Origin of the sequence: Gimesia benthica (assembly GCF_009720525.1) — a bacterium.
In the GTDB taxonomy this organism is placed as follows: Bacteria; Planctomycetota; Planctomycetia; order Planctomycetales; family Planctomycetaceae; genus Gimesia; species Gimesia benthica.
The window spans coordinates 154,911-177,314 of the sequence record NZ_CP043930.1 but is presented as its reverse complement, the minus strand read 5'-3'; the positions used below and the strand labels follow the sequence as shown (position 1 = coordinate 177,314).

Genomic DNA, 22,404 nt, shown 5'->3' with positions numbered 1-22,404 from the left:
GCGGAACGCGTTCCGTCTAGTTGTGGTCTGATTTCAGCAGAGCATCGATGTCGGCGAGTTTTACGCGGAAGACTTCGGTCTGCAGTTTGTTGCGCGAGAAGGCGATGTAGAGGGAACCGTCGTGCTCGATGACGTGCGGGTATTGCAGACTGGCGATGCCCTCGCTGAATTTCTTCTTCAGCGAGGCAACCGCTGGGGGGAGTTCGGCTGGAGAGGGGATCTCCAGCATCGCCAGACGGGTGAAAGTTCTGTTATCGGGGCTGACTGCGAGGTGGAGTTCGCGGCGGTTGACCTGGGGATTCGCGTTGAGGACGAGTACACGGTAACCGTGGCTGGTGGCCAGCGAAAACAGTTTGCTTTTGGCGTTGGGGAAGTTGGAGAGGACCGGGGTATCCCAGGTGCGGCCTTCGTCTTGGGAAGTCGAGAAGAAGAGCCGCTGCGATTTGCCGTTATCGCGGAAGAGTGCATACAGACTGTTATCGGGCAGGACCCAGAAGATCGGTTCGTCTGGACGGAAGCCGGAGACCTGTTTGACGCCCACGACGGGAAAGGACTGCCAGTCGTTGAGGGCTTTGACGCCGCCGATCAGTACGCTGACATTGAACCGCGAATCGCGGCGGGTGAGAATCCAGTTGTCGGAGGGGAGCTTCTGCGGGGGGAAGTTGTTGATGGCGTTGTCGTAGAGCTTGCCTTCAAAGACCCACTTATCCTGCTTTGGTTCCCACCGGTAGGCAACCAGTTCCAGGTGTTTTTTATCCGGAGGGCCGAACGCGCCGTGTCCCTGGTATTTCGCTGCTAATGCCAGCAGTTGACCATCGCGGAGCCAGAGTCCGCGGGCGATGAAGGCGTGGGGCTTTTCGGGAGTGCCCGTGACCGATTTTGCCGGGCTCCAGTGGAGACCATCGACGCTGGTGGCGTATTTGATTTCCTGGGTCGGTTCGTCTTCGATGCGGGGGCCGTCGCTCCAGATGCACCAGAACTTGCCGTCATGATAGATGAGGTAGTTGTGCAGGTTCAGTCGCAGGTCGTGGAGATCGATCTTGTCTGATTTTCGCGGGTAAGGGCCCAGGGCCGCTGGGTTGATGATGGCATGTTCGCCTTTGAGGACCGGGAGACTTTGGTAATCGATGGCCGCGGGATCGGTGCCGGAACCGGGGAGGTTCAGGACGGTAATCGGCGAGTCTGGTTTCTCTGCTGCGACGGTAGGAACGAGGGCCGCGGTGGTCGATGCCAGAAGAGTGAGCGTATAAATCAGCTGTTTCATGACTGGGGTTCCCTGGTGGAAGCGTGGTTGATTTCAGGTTGATGTTTGAGGATCTGACCTTCGCTGGCCAGTTGCTGTTGCAGTTCGTGAATCGAAATGTTGCGGGGGGCACACTGTTGCTGAATTGCCAGGTGCGCGGCGACGCCGGCGGCCTGCCCGAGGGCCATCCAGGTCGGTTCCATTCTAATCGAAGAAAAGGCGACGTGCGTTGTCGAGGCGGCGACCGGGACGAGGAGTCCGTCGATGGTTTGCGGCACCATGATCCGATAGGGGATCTCGTAGGGGCGGGTAATCTGATCCAGCATGCCGAGATAGCCTTCGAGGACGATGGTGTCGCCCGGTTGTCTGGGCTGGCAGGGGAAGCTGTCGATGGGGAATTCGCCGATGGCAATGGTGTCGGCGAAGGTTTCGATTTCTGCCTGGTAGATCCCCTGCTCCGGCTGATGGGTGATGTGCCGTTCCGTGAGGGTGAATTCTCCCTGGAGGCGACGACCCTCGCGGATGTAGAGCTGCCAGGGGAAATGCCGGTTGTCGGTGAATTCGTCCTGCGGGAGATGGTATTGTCGGGCGATCTGGCGATGTTGCGTTGGGATCTGTGTGTCGTTTTGCAGGAACCAGAGCAGACCGAGTGTGCGATTGCGGATGCGGGTGGAGATAGCGGCGCGGGTGGCGGCGTCTCCGGTGATATAGCCGCGGTTCAGTTCCGGAAAAGGGAAGCCGAGGGGACGCGGGTTGATGTTGACGTCGGTTTTGTGATTGGGGAGCGGCGTGACACTGAGGGCGCGGACCAGAGTGTTAAAGTGCGCCGGTTCGTAGCCCCGACCCGGTTTGAGCTGCAGCGGACCGGCCAGACGACCGGCGGCCAAGTCGTCAAAGTAGCCGAGGTAGTGGCGGCGGTCATAGTCGGGAGGCGGCTCTGTTAAGGGAGCCGCGTTCGCGGGATCGGTGGTCAGGCAGAGACGGTACGTGTAGGCGGGGAGTCGGTCGTCGCCCGCCCCGGTGCTGCCGGGGAGGAACTGTTGCCGCTGGTAGTCGAAGTAGATCTGGCCGGCGTGGGGTTCGTCGAATTCGTCGCGGGCTTCGCGTCCCAGTCGGAAGTCGGCGCCCGCAGCAGCCAGGAGATCGCCGTCATAGGTGGCGTCGAGGAAGACCTGCGCCTGAACGGTGATGCGTTGTTGCTTAGGGCTGAGAATGTCGATTGCCTTCAGTCGGTTTTCTCTGGTGGTCGCAGAGTTCAGGGTGTGACTGGTGAGGATGGTGATCTGCGGCTGTGCCTGGAGCATGTCGTGGAAGACGGTTTCGGCGACCGAGGGTTCGAAGTAATAGCCGTCCTGGCAGAGAGCGATGTCCTCTGAATCGGGGGCGTAGCGATCGAGGTAGTACTGGTGGATCCGCTGTGTGAATTCCTGAAACAGGCCGCCGATCAGATGGCGGCGTTCGACGTCGCTTTTGCCCAGGCCGCTGGTGGACATGCCGCCGAGATGGGCCTGGGGTTCGATCAAGAGGACGCTGCGTCCGAGGCGGGCAGCAACGATGGCCACGGCGATCCCGCCGGGTGTGCCCCCGAGGATGGCGATGTCGGTCTGCAGAGTGCTGCTCATGGCTGTTGCTCCTGCGTCCAGACGGTCAGGCCGGTGAGATCACGGGGGTTGGGGCTGCGGAAGAGGCTGATCAGCAGGGCCAGTGAAATGAAGGCCAGATTGACGAACAGGCCGACCCAGTAGGTGTGAATTTGAATGGACCAGGCTACGGGCAGCCAGCCGCCGGTGCTCAGGCCGAGATAGAGGTTGACCAGGATCGCCCCGGCCAGTCCGATGACGGCGGCGGTGTTATCAACGCGGCGGGTGAAAAAGCCGAGCATGAACAGGCCGAGCAGACAGCCGCCAAAGACGGAGGCGATGATCCAGCTGAGGTCGTTCATGCTTTCCTTTTCGACGGAACTGAAGAAGACGGCGCCGCCGATCATGGCAGCTGAGGCCAAAACGGCGATCAGGCGGGCGAACCGCAGGTAGAAGCGGTCGTCCCTGCCCGGGGCGAGCCAGGGTTTGAGCAGGTCGACCGTGGTGACGGTGGCGATGGAGTTGATCGAGGAGTCGAGGCTGGACATGGCAGCCGCGAGGACTCCTGAAATGACGAGCCCGGCCAGACCCGCGGGGACCTGGGTGAGGATGAACCAGGGAAAGACTTCATCGGCCTGGAGGTTGGCGACTGCGGATTCCGGGAAGACGCGGTAGAAGACGAAGACGCAGGTGCCGACCAGGAAGAAGAAGGACCAGGTCAACACGGCGAGGACGGAATAGAGGGTAGTCGCCTTGCGGGCTTCGCGGAGGCTGCGGGCGGCGATGAACCGCTGGACAACGTTCTGGTCGCTGGAGTAAATCGTCAGCCAGTTGAGCAGGCCCAGCAGGGAGACGGTCCAGAAGGTGCGTTCGGTCAGGTTGAAGTCAAAGGAGCCGATGCCGAACTTACCCTGGGCAGAACCGACTTCGAAAACCTGGGAGAGTCCGCCGGGCAGACGCGTGACGATGATTGTGAAACAGAGGATGCCTCCCAGCCAGAGGACGATGGTCTGAATGACGTCGGTCCAGATGACGGCTTCGATTCCGCCGGCGATGGTGTAGAAAGAGATGAAGATGCCCACGCCTACAATCACAAGACGAATATCCCAGCCTGTGAGCAGGCTGACCGGAATCGAAACCAGGAAGAGGACTTTTCCGAGGCGGATCAGTTGCAGCAGAATAAAACTGAGGGTGCCGTACAGACGGGGTACGGTGCCGTAACGGTCGCCCAGGTATTCGAAAGCACTGGTGGTATTCCCCCGACGAAAAAAAGGGATGAAGACGATGATGGCCAGTACCGCGACGAAGGGTAAGGTGAGGTTGGAGATCAGCTGTCGCCAGTCGAGGGCGAAGGCGGCCGCCGGGAAGGCGAGGAACGTAACCGAGCTGATGGAGGTGCCCAGCATTGAGAGGCCGATGGCCCAACCGGGGAAATTCCGATCGCCGAGGAAGTAGTGTTCGGTCGACTGGTTGCGGCGGGAAAACCAGAGTCCCATTCCCGCCATGATCGTGAGATAGACAAGGATCGCTGCCAGGTCGAGCGGGCGAAAGTGAACCGAATTGGCGAGGAGCACTGATAACATAATCGGCCATCCTACTGTTGACGGTGCCGCTGCGGAATAGGAGAATCGGTTATTTATATGTCAAAAACGATCATGGGGGCGTGGCTGTGACGGGGAGTCCTTTTCAGTATATTGCGAGCAGCCGGGTGCGGTTTCACCAGGAACTGTATCTGCGGCCCCGACGGATTTCGCATTACCGGTTTCTATATGTGGAAGCGGGCTGCGGCGAGTATCGAATTGCCGAGGAATCGTTTCAGGTCGCTGCGGGTTGGCTGGGGCTGCTGGCGCCCGGAGTGCGGGAGAACCGGTATTTCGGGCGGGAGCCGGTGTCGTATCTGTTCGTCGAATTTCAGGCGGCGACGCGGCTGACCGAACAGCGCGCGGTCCCCTTCCCGGGTCAGGATCCGCAGCGGTCGGCGCTGATTAGTTTGTTGAAAACGATCCAGGCGGAACAGGCGGATGCGGGGGGCTGTCTCTTGGCGGCGGCGGTGCGGCTGATGTTTCCGGAAGCCGACCGCGGCACACAGCGACGGCTGGATGATCGACTGCGGAAGGTCGTGCGGCTGATTGAGGCGGCCCCGGATCAGAATCATCGGATCAGCGAACTGGCGGAGACCGCGGGGCTTTCTGAGCCGCATCTGAGGCGGTTGTTTCGCGAGCAGATGGGTGAGAGTCCCAAGCAGTTTCTGAGACGGACCCGCATGGAATTTGCCCGGCGGCTGATGCAGCAGGAGGGGCTGCGGGTGGGAGAAGTCGCGCACCTGTTGGGGTTTGCGAGTGTCTTTCAGTTCTCGGCCCAGTATCGACAGGTGCTGGGGCATCCGCCTTCGGAGGATCGGGGGATGGGGTGATAGTGGACTTCGTCATGCTGAGAAATCAGCAGGTTGAAAGTATTTCAAATCGGGCTTGTTCCAGACTCAGACCTGTTAAAATGGAACAGCTGATTTAATGCAAGAGATGTGAACAGGTCTGCGTTGGAGTTTTTAAAATGGAATATGATCCGATCTCTAATGTGACCTGTCGGCTTCAGTTGGAGTCGGGGTGGGAGTTGATTCTCAATCAGCTGGAACAGTCACAGACTTATGCCGGGATGCTGGAAGGTGTCCCTGACAAGAAAGCCAATGATTGGGGGATTGATGTTGATCTGCGGCGTGCTGCCCGTCGCGAGTATACACTGGGAGAGCCGCATCTGATTCCGCCACGCCGTCGTGAATATCAACATGAACCGGGGGATATGGAGCAGGAGCGTGTGCGGCGAGCGCATTATCCCACAGAGTGGGAACGTGATCCGGAGTGGATCCCGCAGGTATGTTGTATTGGCTGTTTCCGTTCGTTTCCACCAGTCAACGATCCTGAAAAGCATGGTTCCTGCCTGACGGTGGTCTGGTATCAGGATGATTATGCGCTGCCGATTGACCCTGAGGTTTTACGGTTATTGAAACAACTGGACTGGGATTCCCTGGCGACCGATTTTGAGTGTTGAGGTTTTCAAAGATCTTGCAGGGACGCCCCCTGCTCTGGAGAAACTGCTTGCAGTCTGCAGTCCTGAGTGCTACTTTGAAGCTGGCACTAGTCTCAATCGAAGCGTGACAGTCTCGCAGTAGGTTTTTCTGCGTGAGGAGGAGACTCTGCCCGAGCCGCGATGGCGGTTCGCATTTCTTCCGATCACAGTCTGTGACGTATGCATGCTGTCGCTATAAGTGTGCTCATTCAATCTACAGGAGTGTGAAATGATCGTTCACGATCTGGTGCAGATTCAACGCACCTTGGTACGAAATGTCTGGTTTTGCTGTCTGGGGCTGGCGATGTTCACGGTTGCACCGCTGGCAGTGCAGGCAGATGAGGAACCGCGGACTTCGGAAAATGATCCGGAACTGAAAGAGGATCTGAAGAAGCTGCAGGGGATGTGGGAACTGTACCACGGCAATGAACTCAAAGGAGCACCCACTATTCGCAGCGTGAAAATGATCGAAGGGAACATAGAAACGATGCGGCGTTATAACCTGCAGGGGAAATTGGCTCGTGAATGGCAGGTAGAATTCATTCTGCAGAAAGACGGGGATTTGAAGATCTTTACGTATTATCCCGTCGGCGGAAAACCTGGTCAGGGCGCTTCGTTTCTGTATCGCATCCAGGGAGATCGTTTTTTTGATGTGCCGGGCCTGTTTAGAGAGGAAAAGTATCGGAATTATCTGCCTGAGCCAGCGTTCTGGGTCTGGAACCGCGTAAAGGATGAGGACGCGGACAGACAGAAGCAGACGAAATTGACGCCCGCGCAGCTGAATATCATCACGGTGATGCCGGGTGATCATATCTTTGTGGGGCATCGCCATCAGAACAAGTATCGAGAGATGGATCTGGATGAGCTGAAAGCGCACCTGGAAAAATATAAACCGAAGCAGGTCACGCTGGCGGTAGATCAGAAAGCGGATATGGAATTCACGAACAAGGTGATTAAACTGTGCCAGGACCTGGGAGTGAAGGAACTGGAGATCAGAAAGACGAGTGATGATCCGCTCTTGAAGTCGGAAGCTAAACCAGAAGCCAAACCAGAAGCGAAGCCTGAAGCAAAGCCGGAAAAGTCAGCCACGATATTTTAGCAGGTGTTCCGTAATGATCGGTCGACCGAATGACTGTCCGCTGTGTGCGGCTCCTGTCGTGCGCGAGCAGGAATTTGACTACGAATCGCTCTGCTGTCCGGTGTGTGGCTGCCGGATTGAGGGGGCCTCGCTGCTGCTGGCGATCTGGGAACGGGAGCGGACGGCGATCGAACTCTCACTCTCCGGCCCTGTGACACTGGAGACCCGGTTAAGCGAACTGGAGTATGAATCACTGACACTGGTCGAACTGGTGATGTTGCTGGAAGACAATGTCGATGTCGTCGGTTCAGAAGTGGATTATGAGGCATTGAATCAGGCGCAAACAGTGCGTGAGTTGTTAGGTCGCCTGTCGCATGTGGTCGAGGCACGGCGACACTGACTGTGTTTCTGAGAACGGGATTGTGACTGAAATCAGACTTGAGGAGAAATCATGAGCGAGCGACTGGAGGAGAAAACGAATCCATTGATGGAGGCGGTGACCTCTGACGCGCGGTGGGAGTTAGAAGACGAACTGCTGGTCCAGGTGCTGGGCTTTACGCTGTATGGTTATGCGTTTGGTGTGGGGCGGGTCATCTTTCTGATGGATGTAGAAGACATCAATGCGAGTGTGGCGGGACAACTGGCGGCACTGGGTGTCGGTCCGAAATATGCGCAGGGTCTGGTTGAAGCGGCGTTCGAATGTTTTATGAATGAAGAGGATCAATCGGTGCATTCGCAACTGGTGAATATCGGGCACTCGCATATCGCCTCCGAGGATTTGAGCGAGTGTGTGGAATCGATTTTCAAGAACACCGAAACCCTGCGCGAGCATATGGAATGAGCGTGTGGCCTAGTGCTGGCACGCGCTGAGGCGCAAGATTGATGTGCACAAATCTGAGAATCGTGGCGTCATATAACGACTGCGGGAATTCCTGATATTAATTACGTTTCTCTCTGAAAACGTTTTTGAACTGGTGATCAGTATGGTATAAGTGTGAGTGTTCTGTGCTGATTCCAGTACAGGCTCGGCAGAAGCACAACAGCGCGCGACGTGGCCTTCTGCATTCTACATTAGCACGAATGACGACATCACATCAGGGGGAATGAGCTATGAGTAACGCAGAAGCGGCGTCGCAGGAAGAAATGATCCAGGCAGTCTATCACTTTGCTGCAGAGAAGATGCGGGACGGCGCGTCGAATCAGGAGATCCAGAAGGCACTGATGGAACAGGGCGTCGATGAAGAATCAGCGGGCATCATCGTGACGCAACTGAATGAACTGCGGGATCAACAGGCGAAAGAAGCCGGTCAGAAAAACATGATGTTTGGCGCCCTGTGGTGCATCGGCGGGATCGTGGTTACCGCACTCACCTATTCCGCTGCTTCCGAAGGGGCTCCTACGTGGTGGCCTGGGGCGCGATTATTTTTGGTGCTGTCCAGTTCTTCCGGGGGATGTTTCAGACCGGGATGTGAGTGGCTGGTGTGTGTGACTGACTGAGAGATGACAACAATGATTAACGGGAACCAGACAGGAAATGAGCAAATATTCTTACCGGGATGAAGCCGGTTTTTCTAAATTCTTAGTTGTATTGATCGTGTTGTCGGCCCTGTTGAACAGCGTGGCCGTGGGGAGCAGCGTGATGTTGTATGACATGCTGGTCGCGGTGCAGAAGGGAGCCGAAGTCACGGATGAAGTGGCCAATGCACACGATGCACGTCAGCTGGTGATCGGGCTGGTCCAACTCGCGGCGGCCATTTTCATTGGAATCATCTTCCTGATGTGGGTGTATCGGATGTGTCGCAATGCCCACAGCATTGAGAATGCCAAGCTCGATATTACACCGGGCTGGGCGGTAGGCTGGTATTTCGTTCCGATTGCGAATCTCTGGAAGCCTTACCAGGCGATGAAGGAGACGTATGAGGCATTTATTAATCGCGAGAATGATTCGATGATCCTGCCCCTCTGGTGGTTCGCCTGGATTGTGGCGAGCATTATGGCGCGGGTCTCAACCCGGTTCGCAGCAGAGACCGATACACTGGACCAGATTATGACAGGGGTCCAGGTCACGATTATTACGGATGTGATTGCTGTGTTCCTGGATGTGGCTGCGATCCTGATGGTGCTGACGGTCAGTCGTGCCTGTAATGAGCGTTTCGCGGTCGATCATTTCGAAGCCGCGACAGAAGACTGGGAGTGAGCCAGGGCGATTTAATCGCAGGTAGAAGGAGCGGGAATTATGAGAAGAACTATCGTTTTGCTTGTGGTTTATGTGCTGCTGGTGCCGACTCCCCTGCCCGCCTGTTTCTGGGATTACGATACCCTGCAGATGGAGCGGCAGCGGTTTCCTTACGCGCAGGAACTGATCGTCGGTCATTTTCTCAGGCATTCCGAGGCATATTATCAATGGCGGGTTCAAGACCGGAGTGCGAAACCATCTGCAGAACGGTCACTCGCTGATTTTGATGATCTGGCGGTGGCGTATGAAAAGCTGGGAGAGCATGACAGGGCGATCGAGGTCATTCAGGAAAAAATGGCGCGCTGGCCAGATCAAGGCCGCTATGAGTCGGAAGCGAACCTGGGGACATTCCTGATTCACGCCGGTCGGTACGAAGAGGGGCTGGAACATATTCAGCGGGCGATTGAAATCAACCCGAAAGCCCATTTCGGTCGTGAGGTCTATCAGAAGCTGCTGGTGGAATATGTGATACGGCAGCGGGAACAGGGAGCGACCCTGCCATTAAAGCCAAGAGGAAACAACGGGTTTACTGCGTTTGTACTCGAACAGCAACAGATTCCGGAAGCAGACAGGCAGGCGGAGATCCGCAAAGCTGTGAAAGGCGTTCTGGGCATGATGCGTTTTGGGAATTATCGTTCGCCTATCCTGCTGGAAGCGCTGGGAGATCTGCTGCTGGCGAATGGAGAGCAGGATGATTCCAAGCTGCTGGCTGCGCGGGCGTATTTGAAGGCCTCTTATGAAGCTCCCGACACGAAAGCGAAAGAAGAATATCGAACGAAAGCTGCTGAGACGCTGCAGATGCAATTTGGAAAAAAACTGAGTGAGCTGGAAACGGAATTACAGCAGGATATCAAGACTGCAGAAGAATATTACGCCCGGATTGAAGCGGATGAACATCGCTGGTCTGAAAACGGGAAAAATCTGGATCATGAATTCAATTTGAAATATTATAAGAATCCAACGTTACCTTATGCCCCGGATCCGGAAGTCGCACAATCAGGCTTCAAAGCAAAAACGGGGCTTCCGGTTGCCCAACTGGTTCAGAGGGCTCTGCTCTACGTCATGCTGGCTGGTGCGGTGGTATTATTGATCGTTCTCAGAATTTCCCGTAATCGGCGACGCAGGCTGGTGACAGATCAGGGACCATAAGAAAGTCGAAACGATGCAACAAACATCATCCTCTCTCATCGAAGTGCCGGCGACACCGGAGTATGTGCTGGAGGTGCTGTTGGATCAGGCGCGTCAGGAGTGGAGCAAAAGTTTAACTGTTTCCGAGGAAGAAGAAATCCCGGTGACACTCGATTCTCCACTGGATACGCTGTTTGAGGCCTGCCAGCTCTATGACTCAGCGGTGATCAGTTTTTATACGAATATCTGGCTGGGGTTGAGCGAGTCAGACTGGGCGCAGGTGGTATCGGGTCCTCAGATGCATACAGTGCGCGATTTTTGTGAACGGATTGCCGCGCGAATGACAATGCCGGTGATTTCACTGGAGACTTTTATCGGTCGAACGTGTCGACCTGCGTCTGCTTTTCTGGCGATTCGTTCGCTGTTGCAGGAGGCGGGTGTTGATGTCGCTGACGTTGCTCCCTCGACTTCGTTATCGAAAGTAACACGGCAACACCTGGATCTGTTTCTGGGACCGATCGCCAAACTGGCCCCGGGAGTATTGCCTACAGTGCAGGTGAAACGACCGGTGTGGGATACGAACTGGATTGGAACCGCGGCTATCTTATTCTATCTCCTCCTGTGCCCGCTGAGTGTTGGGTATGGGACTGCAGCTTATCTGGTGAGTCTGTTTGTGTTGGCATGCCTGGTGATTGCCGCCTATGGTACTAAGGAACGTGATCCGGCCCGGGTACGATTCGGGAACCTGCGAACCTTCAGAGATCTGTCGGAACTGATTGCCCAGCGTGCTGTGTTTCGAGGGTGAATGGTGCAAAAGAAAGAGTATGATCTTTGAAATGTCGAATTCTATTTATAAAAAGTCCACCGGATTCACGGATGTTCTGATCAGCTTGATTCTCCTGTCAGCGATTCTGGACGGAGTGGCGGTCGTCAAAAATTATCAGCAGTATGAACTGCTGATGTCCGCGAAGAATGGTGTGGGTGTGAAGATGGATGAAGCCGGTTCCCTCCTGGTGCATCTCATTCTGATCAATGTGACACAACTGGGGTTCAGTTTTGTGCTCGGGATCCTGTTTCTGATGTGGGTCTATCGAATGTGTCGTAATGCGCACTGTGTGGAAGCCGGGAAACCAACGGCTTCGCCGGGCTGGGCGGCAGGGGTTTATTTGATTCCGGGGTTGAATATGTGGAAGCCCTATCTGATTATGAAAGAGATCTACGAAGCCTTCAGACAGCGACCGAGCGACAGCAAAGTACTACCGCTCTGGTGGTCTGCGTGGGTGCTGAGCAGTGTTGTCGGGTGTTTTACATCACACTATATGTCACGTGCTGAAACACTGGATGAACTGCTGGTGGCCAGTCGCTGGTCGATTGCGTTAGACGCATCGCTGATCATTCTCAATATCGCGGCGGCCCTGATGGTTTACGTGGTGAATGAGGCGTCTGTCGAGTGGTATGAAGTAACGCAATACAAAGATCTGGGAGTCTACTGGGAACTGGTCTGAGCTGGATCAGAAAGGGAGTATGATATGGATGGCGATATGCTGATATCAAAGCAGCCGGTGACTGCGGAATATGTGCTGTCGGTATTTCGGGAACAGCATCGACTCTATTTTCTGCTTGATTTTGATATGCTCCCACGAGAGGAATTGACTTTCGAATCAACGGTTGAAGAGTGGCGAGAACAGATGGACCTGCTTGACTGGCGGCCGCTGGGACGGGCCGAGAATGAACTCTGGGAGATCAATCTGTCAGATGAAGAATGGAAGCAGGTGCTGGAGCCCGAGGATGAGAAAACTCTGGGTGGTGTATGTGAGTTGATCGCCCGGCATGCGACTGCTCCTGTGATTCGTGAAGAGACTTTCTTCGGGAAACCGTGCCGCCCTGCCTCGGCGTTTCTGACGATCCGGGCTCTGTTACAGGAAGCTGGCGCAGATGTGTCGGAGATCGCGCCTTCCACAGATATGAGTGCGTATTCTTATCAGTATGGCCGGACTTTCCTCTCTACAATTGCGAATCTGTCGCCTGGTACTCTGCCCCGGCCAGCGATTATGAACGGGGATTCGTATCGAGGGGCCGATCTGAGTCTGCTCTGGATGACGGGGACGCTGCCTTTTGCGTTGATGTTTTCTCTGGGGATGCGCAGTCCCTGGTTCCTGTTAATACCAGGGGTGTTTTTCCTGATGTATCTGCTGTTTCGCTGGGAACTTCAGCGACTGGGAGGCAAGCAGTTGAAATTCGGTGAACTGAAAACATTTCGTGATCTGGCGGAGCTGATTGCGGCTGAGGCGCCGGTTGTGCGAGCGTGATTAAGGAAATTGTGATGGAATCGACAGAGTGTATCGAACGGGTACCGGCAACGCCGGAGTATGTGCTGACGGTTTTGCAGGACTGGTATCGGACTGAATATTGTTGCGAGTATGGTCGCTTTCCGCAGACGGAGTTTCAGTTTGAGACGACGGTGGATGAATGGGATTGTGAGCTGGGCTATGAATTTTACAGCTGGAAGGATCTGTCCCGTTATCTAAATACGATGTGGCGACTGGAACTTGACCAGCAGATGTGGAAGGAAGTGCTGTATCCGGAAGAAGACCAGACGTTGCGGGGCGTGTGCGAGTTGATTGCCCAGCATGTGACTGTGCCGGTGATCCGTGAAGAGACTTTTTTCGGGAAGCCGTGCCGCCCTGCTTCGGCGTTTCTGGCGATTCGGGGACTGCTGGAGGCGAAGGGCGTTGATGTGTCTGACGTCGGTCCTGCGACGGAACTGGGACCTTATCTGAAAGCTCATTTTAGGGCGCTGGTCGGTTCTCTGCTCTTGCTGGTGCCGGGGCGACTGCCCGGGGTGTGCGTGGTGCGGACAACATTGCAGAAGGTGCTGAATCGAATCATCTTCTGTTTGATTGGGCTGTGGTTGGCTGGGGCACTGCTGGCCTGTGTAGAGCCGCGGGTGTTGTATTTATTTCTGATTCTGGTTCCCCTTTATCTGGTGGTGCACTTCATTGCTTATCGACTGGGACCGGCCCGGATTGAGCTGGGGGAACTGCAGACGTTTCGGGATCTGGCGGAACTGGTGGCAGAAACTGATCTAACCGGGGCCTAACACTCTGCAACTCAGTTCCTGCTGATCTGGGTAACTCGAACAGCTCTCTAAAACGACTCCGGGTTTTCACTGCTGCACTGCAGGGACGCCTGCTGTTCAGCTATGCGCGGTCGGGAACCTGGCATACCATCTGTTTCTGGCTATCTGGTCCTTTCCAGGCCGAGCAATTTGGTAGTGCGGATTTCTGATAGAGAACGACAGTAATGCTGATCGACGGTTCTGATTTTGTGGAACGGCGGGTGGGCGTCAAGAGGGAATTGTGCTTTGAGTACTTCGGGAAATGCAGTGAGTATTTTGTGAGTTGTCTGCGAAACCGTTTGAATGTGCTCCGAAATGATTTGAAATCATACGAGACAGGGGGAACCGATGCGGGTTGTTCCGGTGAAAAACTGGAAAAATCGACGGCGATTCAGGTGAACCCGGGTCACTTAAGCGTCGTGTTCCGGTGCACGCATCGTCCGCCTCGCGCGCGAAGCACAATTGCAACACTTTACGATTCTGAGAGTGACGATCAAGTGCAATCTGTGCATGTACTGGTGAGGCAGGTTCAGTGATAAAAACGATTGACGAAGTAGAACAGGCGGTTTGTGATTGCCGGGATAATATGATCTGGAGATGGACTGACGGCGTTGGTGTTATTGGTAAGTCAGAAAATGATCCGGTTTCCGTTCCTGTTGAGGCACTTCCCTCACTATGGTGATGAAATTCTGATAAGATACAGATTGAAAATAATGCAGGCAGAGTAGCCGGCTCGATTCGGCGGGAGAGAGTTTCATGCAAAAAGAAGATGTGGCATATATTGGTTGTCGGCTGGTGGGGTTATTCTATGCGATCAAGGCGCTGGAGACGGTGGCGTCGTTCATCATGACGTTAGTGGCCTTCAGAGCGGGGGCTCAGTTTCCGGCATCGAAGGCGGCGATGTTTTATCTGCAACTGATGCCGTTCACGTTTTATACAATTGTGGCCTGTATGCTCTGGTTTGGAGCCGGGACGATTGTCAAATATCTGCTGCCGGAGAGTGATGCTAAGGCTTCTTCCTCCAAACCAACTGTCGAGCAGATTCAATCGATGCTGTTTTCCGCGGTGGGACTGCTGGTGCTGACCTGGGGGATTACCGAATTAGGAAACGTGCTGTATCAACTGTTTCAGTTGAAAAAAGCCAGCAACTATGCCGTGATCCCCCGACACTGCAGGCCCAGTGTGTGGCGGTCGCCTGCCGGCTGCTGCTGGGTTTCTTACTGGTGTTTGGTTCGCGTGGTTTGAGCGGACTGTTGACGCGGTTTCGTCAGCCTGAGCTCAGGTGAGCTTTGTTGTCTGTTAGCAACGGACTTGCTGCAGATAATGCAGTGAGTGCGATCTGATCAGATTATTCTGTTGAAAGCCAAAGTGGTATTGGCCTGTTTTTAATTCGGATTAAAATGTCCCATAGTAAACATTGTCGCGAGATTCCCGGTCGTGTGTATGAGTGAGGTTGCGTGCTGATGAGATGAGGTTGCGTGCTGATGAGATGAGGTTGCGTGCTGATGAGATGATGTCGATTCTCATGCAGAGAGTGTCCCAGTTGATTATGATTCCGATCATGTGAGGAGTGAGGTGCTTGTGCAGCGGTCATCAGAAGCCTTGCCTGAGATCAGGTTGATCCTGGAACTGATCAGCAAAGGGAACTCCCTCACAGATACACTGACGACACTGATCGAATATCTGGAATCGAAATGCGAGGACATGGTCTGTTCGATTCTGCTGCTGGATGAGGAGAACCGACTGCGCAACGGGGCTGCGCTGCACCTGCCGGAAGAGTATGTCCGACTCACGGATGGGGCACTAATAGGTCCGGAGGTGGGTTCGTGTGGTGCGGCTGCCTATCACAACAGGCAGGTGGTGGTGACGGATATCGAGACGGACCCCCTCTGGAAAGACTTTAAAGATCTGGCTTTGCAATTTGATCTGCGCGCCTGCTGGTCGACCCCGATTCGTTCTTCGACGGGAGCAGTGTTGGGAACGTTTGCGATTTACTACCACAAACCGGGGGAGCCGACCGAGTATCACCGGCATCTGATCGAACAGGCGGTTTATCTGGCAGCGATTGCGATCGAGCATGTCCGGATTGAAGCAGATTTACAGAAAAGCGAACAGGAGTCGCATCGACTGCGCCAGCATCTGCAGGAGGCGATCGAATCACTGACCGAGGGGTTTGTGATTTATGATTCAGACGATCGGCTGGTGATGTGTAATTCGAAGTACCTGGAGATCTACAGCGAGAGTAAGGATATCCTGGTGCCTGGCCAGCGTTTCGAGGATCACATTCGGATTTCCGCCTACCGGGGACAGGTGGCTGATGCGGTCGGCCGCGAAGAGGAATGGATCAAGGAACGAATATGCCAGCACCAGAATCCTGCAGGCAGTTTTCGCCAGAAATTGTGCAATGGGCGCTGGCTAAAGATTTCCGAACAGAGGACTGCTGAGGGAGGTATCTCCGGAGTTCGGACTGATATTACCCAGCAGGTGCTGTATGAAGAGAAACTGCGGAAATCGATTCACCTGATCGAGACCATCCGCAAGCTGCTCTCTCAGTACATCTCTGATACGAATCCGGATAAGGTGTTTGACGATCTGTTGCAGACGTTTTTGAATATCACCGACAGTGAGTCCGGTTTTTTTGGAGAAGTCCGTCAAACAAAAGCGGGGATGTATGATCTGATTCCCCGTGCGAGCTGTTACCGCGCATCACTGACTGCTGACTGGGAATGTGCTGAAGTCGATAAGAATCGAACCCGGGAATTCTTTGAACAACAGGGACTGTTTGAAAGGATCATAACAGACAAAGAGTCGCTGATTGTTAACGATATTCAGAGGGATTACGAGGGTGACACTACGGCAGCGGGTGGTTCTGAAGTCGGCGAGATCAAATCGTTTCTGGTGCTTCCCGTCTTCTCCCAGGGCGAACTCTCCGGGGTGGCGGGGATCGCGAACTGTCCGTCTGGCTATGACGAAGCTCTGATTGAGTTTATCAGACCGCTGCTGGCTGCTGCGGGGACGCTGCTCGCCGATTATCGGAATGAAGTCAGGCGTCAGGAGAACGAACGGGCACTGCAGATCTCGGAAGAACGTTTTTCCAAAGTCTTTCGTCTCAGCCCGATTTCCAAGGTGATTCTGAGTCTATCGACAGGCACTGTGATCGATGTCAACGAATCATTCCTGACCACTACGCGGTATCAACGCGAAGAGGTGATTGGAAAAACGATCCATGAACTGCAGTTCTTTCCGGATGACAGCTACTGGGAAGAGATCATGCAGAGTGTTTGTAGTAACGGGCACGTTTATGAGCAGGAATTGGTAGCACGCGTGAATGGTGGTGAAAACAGGACCATGGACTGTTCCGCCTGGATTATTGAAAGTGACGATGAACCGCTGTTGCTGTTGATGATTAAGGATCTGACGGAACAGCGACAGACCGAAGAACAAAATCGGCAGATGCAGATTCAGCTGCAACACAGCCAGAAGATCAAAGCGATCGGACAGCTGGCAGCGGGAGTGGCGCACGAGTTTAATAACATTCTGGTTGGGATCAATTTGAATGCAGAGCTCATGTTGCTGACACCAGAGGAACAGATTCCGGAAGACTTTCGGGAACCATTGCGGGAGATTCAAAAGTCAGGCGAACGTGCTGCAGAGCTCGTCAAACAACTGCTGGCTTTCGGACGAAAGAAAGCCCCTAATACTTCCTGGTTTGATGTAAATGCACTGATCATGAATCATCGTGCCATGATCCAACGGATCCTGGGAGATTCCGTGAAACTGATCCTGGATCTGTCACCCATGGCCGGCATGGTCTGGGCGGATGAAGCCGAGATCGAGCAGGCGTTGATGAATCTGGTCGTGAATGCGCGAGACGCGATGGCCTCAGGTGGCGAGCTTATTTTACGAACTCAGAATGTGAATCTCACCGCAGCTCAGATGGCTGACCAGAGTGGATGCCTGCCTGGAAGTTATACGCTTCTGACTGTGTCGGATACCGGTTGTGGGATGACGCCCGAAGTTCTGGAGCGAATTTTCGAACCGTTTTTTACGACCAAGCCGGCAGCGGAAGGAACCGGACTGGGGTTGTCCACCGTCCAGCGGAATCTGTCTGACAACAGCGGATTTATTTCAGTGGAAAGTCAGCCCGAAGAAGGAACTCAATTTCGGGTCTATTTACCTCAGGAACAGCGCATCAAGGCGAGAAAAACCAGGCAGACTGAAGTTCCCACGAACAAAAAACAGATGGCCGGTGGATCAGAAACGATCCTGGTTTGTGATGACGAACCGATTGTGCTGTCGACGATATCAGCACTCTTGAGTCGACTGGGGTATAAGGTGCTGCGAGCGCTGGGGCCGGTGGAAGCGCTGAAAACTGTCGAAACGCATACAGAAGCGATATCGCTGTTATGTACCGACTTTAATATGCCTCAGATTAATGGAGTGGAACTGGCGCAGCGATTAATGGAGATGCGTCCTGAATTGAAGGTGGTCTATTTATCCGGGATTGCAGAGAAGATCCCGGCTTCCGCGCTGACTGGGGGCAGTCTGGTCATTCAGAAGCCAGCGAACCTGGGAGAACTTTCGGTCGTCATCCGACAGGTTCTGGATGAGGGGGCAAACCAGAAGGTATGACCAGTCTGAAACTGCCGGAAAGATGCCGGTATGAACGCGAACCTGTGCGGAAGATGAACTGTCTGGTCAGTAGCGAGTTTTCAGAGTTTCGGTGATGAGAGGGATACAGCTTGATGCCTGTCTGGGATGCGGATCAGTATTTAAAATATCAGCGTGAACGGACGCAGCCTGCCATCGATCTGGCAGCACGTATACAGCTGGAATCGCCTGAGCGGATTGTGGATGTGGGCTGTGGTCCCGGGAACAGTACCGTGGTGCTGGCTCAACGTTTTCCCTGGGCGGAGCTGAGTGGCCTGGACAGCTCAGCAGAAATGCTGGAAACCGCGCGGGAGACTCTGCCCGACGTACACTGGTTTCAGGCCGATATCACGACATGGGAACCAGATGAAGCATTTGATCTGTTGTTTTCGAATGCCGTTCTGCAGTGGGTGCCTGACCATGAAACGATCTTTCCCCGGCTGATGAGTTTTCTCAAACCCGGCGGGGCGCTGGCGGTGCAACTGCCCGCGCATTATGCATCTCCCCTGCACCGCTGTGTGGTTGAGCTTTCCCAGCGACCGGACTGGCATGATGTAACCGCTGCTGCCCGACAGGCGCTGGGCTGCGAGTCACGGTCATTCTGTTACGATCTGCTGGCTCCTTTGAGTTCCCAGCTGGAACTCTGGGAGACTGAATATATCCACGTGATGGAGAGTGTCGAGGCCATCCTGGAGTGGTTCCGGGGAACGGGACTGCGACCCTATCTGGAAGCGTTACCCGATGCTGCCACCCGCGACCAGTTCGAGGCGGAACTGCTGAAGCGTTTTTCGAATGCGTATCCCCTGCAACAGAACGGGAACGTCTTATTTCCGTTTCGCAGGTTCTTCATGGTGGCGTATCGTTAGACAGTATATTTCACTGGCTGAATGTTTTTTAATTTCTCTCTGGGGAACTGGTGTGGTGAGTGTGATGTCGTATTGTGTGTTGCTGGGACTGCTCTGTCTGTGGTCTACGGGCAGCCGGTGTCTGTCGAGCCTGGGGTTGAAAACCGGTTCCTGTTGTCTGACGGCTATTGTGTTCGGTTGTTTCGGACTGAGTTACCTGGTGGGCCTGTTCTACAATTTCGGGCTGTATAATTCAGACCATTTTTCGACGGTGATTCTGCTGAGCTATCTGCTGGTAGCCCTGGTCGTCAGCCTGTTTCTGATTCCTCTTTCGTTCGTGGCTGCTCTCTATACACCCTCAGCCAGTCTGCGGATTCTTGAGCGTTCTAAACAGGTATGAGCACTGGCATGGACTGGACTTGAACAAGCTGCGCCGATTGATACCATTCCTGTTCGAGTGATCTACTTCAGATATGTAATGTATCAGACTCCTGCTGGATCTTAAGGAAATGTATTCGATCTTCAGTGCAGAAATTAAACAGGATGGATTCCAGATCTGCCGAGAACCGCTTCCCCAGGACACGTTGGCGCAGTTCGAAGCTGTAATTGATTCTGCCAGGGAAGACAGTTATCGACAGCGACGCAGCGGTACGCGTTATGCGATTCGAAATGCTCACCTGGTTTTACCTGGACTGCGATCGTTGCTTGAAGAGGGAGTGCTCAAGCAACTGGCGGGTGACGTGTTGCAGCAGCCAGTCAGTCTGGTGAGTGCGACACTGTTTGATAAGCGTCCCGGTGCCAACTGGTTTGTGCCGCCGCATCAGGATTTGCAGGTTCCGATTCAGGGGCGCATTGAGGATGAGGACTGGAAGAACTGGTCTCTCAAAGCAGAGCAGCAATACGTCGAACCGCCGCTGAACGTCTTTCAACAGATGCTGGCGGTGCGAGTTCACCTTGATGAGTGCCCCGGTGAAAACGGGGCGCTGGAGGTGGTTCCGCGGAGTCATCGCAGGCGGCTCACTGAGGATGAAGTTGCATTGATCCCCGAACAGGAGTTCCAGCTCTGCCCGGTCGATGCCGGTGAAGTGTTGTTGATGAACCCTCTCCTGGTGCATCGTTCGCGTAGTTCCCGGCTGCCACTAAGGCGCCGTGTGCTGCATGTGGTTTATTGTGCTGCTGTGCTGTCGGAGGGACTGGCTTGGACATAATTGAATGATATTCTCAGGTTGTTACCACATCTTCCACTTCCAGGGTGACCCGTGTCGATTTGAAACCCGGGGTTTTTGACAGGGGATCGACGGTGTGGGGAACCAGGACGTTGGCTTCGGGATAATACATCAGGGCGCTGCCGGCGCGGATGTCGAATTCGCGGACCAGAATATACGGCATCTCCCCTGCCTCGCTTTTGACTTTCACGCGTTGGTCGGGTTTGAGGCCGAGACGGTCGATGTCGGCTCGGTTCATCAAGATGACGTCACGACGTTCCTGTCCGCGGTAGATGTCCTCTTCGTCGTAGACGACGCTGTTGAACTGGCCTTCGGAACGGATGGTGATCAGCCGCAGTTCATTTTCTGCAACGGAGAGATCGGGCAGCGGGAGGGCGTGGAACTTCGCTTTGCCACTCTCGGTGGGGAAATTGTATTCCTCTACGGCGCGCCCGGTGACGTGGAATTCCTTGTGAGTCTGGAGTGTTTCTTTCATGTTTTCGTAGCCGGGGATCAGGTCGGCGATCAGTTCCTGGATGGCGCTGTGGCTCTCCAGTTTTTTCCAGTCGATGCGATCATCGCCGGCGAACAGTTTCTGACCGATGGCCGCCAGGATCGAGACTTCGCTGCGGGGGCCGGTGAACCGGGATTTGCCGCCGTCACTCATGCGGACGTAGCTGAACATGGACTCTTGAGTCGTGGGCTCGGGTTCTTCATCACGGGGAAGTACGGGCAGAATCAGGGTTTCTTCGCCGGTTCCCCAGACATGACCGGTATTCAGCGTAGTCGAAAGGTAGAGCACAGTTTTGATGCGGCTCATGGCTTCGAGGGCGTATTTGGTATCAGGGTTACTGCCGAAGAGGTTGCCTCCGAGACAGAACGCGAAGTCGATCTCGCCGCGATGAGAGGCTTCCATGCAGGCCATTGTGTCGTAGCCGGGCGTGGTGGGAACTTTGATGCCGAGCTGTTTCTCGAAGCGTTCGAGCATCGCCTGTTTCATACCGGGGACTACGCCGACCGAACCAAGGCCCTGGACGTTACTATGCCCGCGAATGGGCATCAGTCCCGCTTTGCGGCGGCCGACCATGCCGCGGAGCAAGGAGAAGTTGACGATCGATTGTACGCTGTTGGTACCGTGGAGATGATGCGTGATTCCCATGCACCAGCCGATGACGACGTTTTTAGCGGAGAGATACTGGTCTGCGATGTTGCGAATGGTTTCTCTGTCGACGCCGCTCTGGGCGATGATGTCGTCCCAACTGGTCTCTGTGACCTGCTGTTTGAAAGCGTCGAAGTTTTCGGTGTGTGCGTCGATAAAAGCCTGGTCGTGTGCGTTACGTTCCAAAACTTCTTTCGAGAGTCCGATCAGCAGGGCCATGTCGCCGCCGACGTGCGGTTGCACGTAAGTGGAAGCGATGCTGGAGCCGAAGAGCAGACTGCGGACGTCACTGGGAACCTTGAAATTAACGAGCCCCAGTTCCTTGACCGGATTAACGACGATGACTTTACCGCCCCGTCTGCGGATTTCCATGAAGGCCTTCATCAGGCGAGGATGATTCGAGGACGGGTTTGCACCAATCAGGATGTAGAGGTCGGTGTGATCCAGATCTTCCAGACGGAGTGTGCCGGCTCCGGTGCCAATACTCGAACCCAGGCCAACGCCACTGGCCTGATGACAGTAAAAGGAGCAGTTATTCACGAAGTTGGTGCCCATCAGGCGGGACATCAACTGGAAGAGGAAGCCGGCTTCGTTGGAGGAGCGGCCGCTGGCATAATAGAAAGTACGCTCGGTGCCGGCGGCTTTGAGTCGCTCGACGACCAGGTCGAAGGCTTCGTCCCAGGAAATCGGCTTGTAATGTTTTTCACCGGGCGAGAGCAGCAGTGGCTGGGTGAGACGGCCACTGTATTCGAGCTTGCGAGAGGACATCGAGCGGAGCTGGTCGATGTTGTTTTTCGCGAAGAAGTCATTAGCGACAGCGGGCTGCATATCGGCAGCCATCGCCTGGAAGGATTTTTTGCAGACTTCGGGGAACAGACCGGCTTCGTTGACCATGCCCCCTTTCTGTCCCCCCATGCCGACCGCGCAGGTCTTACAGGCATTGCGGGTCCGCATGGATTTCCAGAGCTTCCACCAGCCGACCTTGTTTGCCAGTGTCAGACTGTATTTGATCGCCTTCCAACCGCCGCCGCTTCGTGGAGCTTTCACTTTGATGCCTTCCTATGTTGTTCCTCAGGAGCACACTGCAGCCAACCAGATG

The 22,404-nt window shown here is 54.7% G+C and carries 21 protein-coding genes; 17 read left to right on the top strand and 4 right to left on the bottom strand.

Translation table 11 applies throughout. The features are described 5' to 3' along the window. Positions 1-16 precede the first annotated feature (16 nt). Genes F1728_RS00810 through F1728_RS00800 form a run of 3 tightly spaced genes read right to left on the bottom strand, consistent with a single transcriptional unit; the run spans position 17 to position 4,406 of the window. Complete coding sequence (locus F1728_RS00810; RefSeq protein WP_155362487.1) at positions 17-1,264, bottom strand: exo-alpha-sialidase; 1,248 nt, start codon at positions 1,262-1,264, stop codon at positions 17-19. Next, entirely contained in the window at positions 1,261-2,865 is a 1,605-nt protein-coding gene (locus F1728_RS00805) for an FAD-dependent oxidoreductase (protein WP_155362486.1), read from the bottom strand. The genes F1728_RS00810 and F1728_RS00805 overlap by 4 nt, the downstream gene beginning before the upstream one ends. Then, positions 2,862-4,406 carry a sodium:solute symporter gene (locus F1728_RS00800; protein WP_155362485.1) on the bottom strand — a complete coding sequence of 515 codons (1,545 nt, stop codon included), beginning with the start codon at positions 4,404-4,406 and terminating at the stop codon, positions 2,862-2,864. The genes F1728_RS00805 and F1728_RS00800 overlap by 4 nt, the downstream gene beginning before the upstream one ends. Positions 4,407-4,492: 86 nt before the next feature. Between F1728_RS00800 and F1728_RS00795 the strand changes: the two genes are divergently transcribed. The 17 genes from F1728_RS00795 to F1728_RS00715 all read left to right on the top strand — a co-directional run bounded on the left by F1728_RS00795 (position 4,493) and on the right by F1728_RS00715 (position 20,149). Beyond that, positions 4,493-5,236 (top strand): helix-turn-helix domain-containing protein, encoded by a 744-nt coding sequence (locus F1728_RS00795; RefSeq protein ID WP_155362484.1) that lies wholly within the window; start codon positions 4,493-4,495, stop codon positions 5,234-5,236. Between the two features lie 137 nt (positions 5,237-5,373). Then, positions 5,374-5,868: a hypothetical protein gene (locus F1728_RS00790; protein WP_155362483.1), complete on the top strand. Its 495-nt coding sequence runs from the start codon at positions 5,374-5,376 to the stop codon at positions 5,866-5,868. Between the two features lie 247 nt (positions 5,869-6,115). Next, positions 6,116-6,985 (top strand): hypothetical protein, encoded by an 870-nt coding sequence (locus tag F1728_RS00785; RefSeq protein WP_155362482.1) that lies wholly within the window; start codon positions 6,116-6,118, stop codon positions 6,983-6,985. 13 nt (positions 6,986-6,998) lie between these two features. Continuing rightward, the gene (locus F1728_RS00780; protein ID WP_155362481.1) at positions 6,999-7,364 is read left to right on the top strand and encodes an acyl carrier protein; all 366 of its coding nucleotides are present in this window, start codon (positions 6,999-7,001) and stop codon (positions 7,362-7,364) included. Positions 7,365-7,415: 51 nt separating this feature from the next. Beyond that, the gene (locus F1728_RS00775) at positions 7,416-7,805 is read left to right on the top strand and encodes a hypothetical protein (RefSeq protein WP_149340002.1); all 390 of its coding nucleotides are present in this window, start codon (positions 7,416-7,418) and stop codon (positions 7,803-7,805) included. Positions 7,806-8,074: 269 nt separating this feature from the next. After that, on the top strand, positions 8,075-8,461 hold the full coding sequence (locus F1728_RS00770) for a hypothetical protein (protein WP_155362480.1): 387 nt from the start codon (positions 8,075-8,077) through the stop codon (positions 8,459-8,461). Between the two features lie 37 nt (positions 8,462-8,498). Beyond that, a complete protein-coding gene (locus tag F1728_RS00765) occupies positions 8,499-9,161 on the top strand; it encodes a DUF4328 domain-containing protein (protein ID WP_155362479.1) in 663 nt (220 codons plus the stop codon). Positions 9,162-9,200: 39 nt separating this feature from the next. Then, positions 9,201-10,349: a hypothetical protein gene (locus F1728_RS00760; RefSeq protein WP_155362478.1), complete on the top strand. Its 1,149-nt coding sequence runs from the start codon at positions 9,201-9,203 to the stop codon at positions 10,347-10,349. Between the two features lie 13 nt (positions 10,350-10,362). Continuing rightward, positions 10,363-11,133, top strand: a complete 771-nt coding sequence (locus tag F1728_RS00755; RefSeq protein ID WP_155362477.1) for a hypothetical protein — start codon at positions 10,363-10,365, stop codon at positions 11,131-11,133. Positions 11,134-11,164: 31 nt separating this feature from the next. Further along, positions 11,165-11,833 carry a DUF4328 domain-containing protein gene (locus tag F1728_RS00750; protein ID WP_194242624.1) on the top strand — a complete coding sequence of 223 codons (669 nt, stop codon included), beginning with the start codon at positions 11,165-11,167 and terminating at the stop codon, positions 11,831-11,833. 24 nt (positions 11,834-11,857) lie between these two features. After that, a complete protein-coding gene (locus F1728_RS00745; RefSeq protein WP_155362475.1) occupies positions 11,858-12,637 on the top strand; it encodes a hypothetical protein in 780 nt (259 codons plus the stop codon). A 14-nt stretch (positions 12,638-12,651) separates the two neighbouring features. Continuing rightward, positions 12,652-13,428 carry a hypothetical protein gene (locus tag F1728_RS00740; RefSeq protein ID WP_155362474.1) on the top strand — a complete coding sequence of 259 codons (777 nt, stop codon included), beginning with the start codon at positions 12,652-12,654 and terminating at the stop codon, positions 13,426-13,428. A gap of 774 nt (positions 13,429-14,202) precedes the next feature. Beyond that, a complete protein-coding gene (locus F1728_RS00735; RefSeq protein WP_155362473.1) occupies positions 14,203-14,691 on the top strand; it encodes a hypothetical protein in 489 nt (162 codons plus the stop codon). Between the two features lie 336 nt (positions 14,692-15,027). Next, positions 15,028-18,078: a GAF domain-containing protein gene (locus F1728_RS00730; protein ID WP_194242623.1), complete on the top strand. Its 3,051-nt coding sequence runs from the start codon at positions 15,028-15,030 to the stop codon at positions 18,076-18,078. Between the two features lie 113 nt (positions 18,079-18,191). Beyond that, a complete protein-coding gene (locus tag F1728_RS00725; protein WP_155362471.1) occupies positions 18,192-18,962 on the top strand; it encodes a methyltransferase domain-containing protein in 771 nt (256 codons plus the stop codon). A 55-nt stretch (positions 18,963-19,017) separates the two neighbouring features. Continuing rightward, positions 19,018-19,341, top strand: coding sequence for a hypothetical protein (locus tag F1728_RS00720; RefSeq protein ID WP_155362470.1), 324 nt, complete (start codon positions 19,018-19,020; stop codon positions 19,339-19,341). A 109-nt stretch (positions 19,342-19,450) separates the two neighbouring features. After that, entirely contained in the window at positions 19,451-20,149 is a 699-nt protein-coding gene (locus F1728_RS00715) for a phytanoyl-CoA dioxygenase family protein (protein WP_155362469.1), read from the top strand. Positions 20,150-20,162: 13 nt separating this feature from the next. Here the strand turns inward: F1728_RS00715 and F1728_RS00710 are convergent, their stop codons facing one another. Beyond that, on the bottom strand, positions 20,163-22,352 hold the full coding sequence (locus F1728_RS00710; RefSeq protein WP_155362468.1) for an FdhF/YdeP family oxidoreductase: 2,190 nt from the start codon (positions 22,350-22,352) through the stop codon (positions 20,163-20,165). Between the last annotated feature and the right edge of the window lie 52 nt (positions 22,353-22,404).

Coding starts and splice junctions, on each gene's coding strand:
- F1728_RS00810 (WP_155362487.1), bottom strand. CDS start 1,264: ATGAAACAGCTGATTTATACGCTCACTCTTCTGGCATCGACCACCGCG.
- F1728_RS00805 (WP_155362486.1), bottom strand. CDS start 2,865: ATGAGCAGCACTCTGCAGACCGACATCGCCATCCTCGGGGGCACACCC.
- F1728_RS00800 (WP_155362485.1), bottom strand. CDS start 4,406: ATGTTATCAGTGCTCCTCGCCAATTCGGTTCACTTTCGCCCGCTCGAC.
- F1728_RS00790 (WP_155362483.1), top strand. CDS start 5,374: ATGGAATATGATCCGATCTCTAATGTGACCTGTCGGCTTCAGTTGGAG.
- F1728_RS00785 (WP_155362482.1), top strand. CDS start 6,116: ATGATCGTTCACGATCTGGTGCAGATTCAACGCACCTTGGTACGAAAT.
- F1728_RS00780 (WP_155362481.1), top strand. CDS start 6,999: ATGATCGGTCGACCGAATGACTGTCCGCTGTGTGCGGCTCCTGTCGTG.
- F1728_RS00775 (WP_149340002.1), top strand. CDS start 7,416: ATGAGCGAGCGACTGGAGGAGAAAACGAATCCATTGATGGAGGCGGTG.
- F1728_RS00770 (WP_155362480.1), top strand. CDS start 8,075: ATGAGTAACGCAGAAGCGGCGTCGCAGGAAGAAATGATCCAGGCAGTC.
- F1728_RS00765 (WP_155362479.1), top strand. CDS start 8,499: ATGAGCAAATATTCTTACCGGGATGAAGCCGGTTTTTCTAAATTCTTA.
- F1728_RS00760 (WP_155362478.1), top strand. CDS start 9,201: ATGAGAAGAACTATCGTTTTGCTTGTGGTTTATGTGCTGCTGGTGCCG.
- F1728_RS00755 (WP_155362477.1), top strand. CDS start 10,363: ATGCAACAAACATCATCCTCTCTCATCGAAGTGCCGGCGACACCGGAG.
- F1728_RS00750 (WP_194242624.1), top strand. CDS start 11,165: ATGTCGAATTCTATTTATAAAAAGTCCACCGGATTCACGGATGTTCTG.
- F1728_RS00745 (WP_155362475.1), top strand. CDS start 11,858: ATGGATGGCGATATGCTGATATCAAAGCAGCCGGTGACTGCGGAATAT.
- F1728_RS00740 (WP_155362474.1), top strand. CDS start 12,652: ATGGAATCGACAGAGTGTATCGAACGGGTACCGGCAACGCCGGAGTAT.
- F1728_RS00735 (WP_155362473.1), top strand. CDS start 14,203: ATGCAAAAAGAAGATGTGGCATATATTGGTTGTCGGCTGGTGGGGTTA.
- F1728_RS00725 (WP_155362471.1), top strand. CDS start 18,192: ATGCCTGTCTGGGATGCGGATCAGTATTTAAAATATCAGCGTGAACGG.
- F1728_RS00715 (WP_155362469.1), top strand. CDS start 19,451: ATGTATTCGATCTTCAGTGCAGAAATTAAACAGGATGGATTCCAGATC.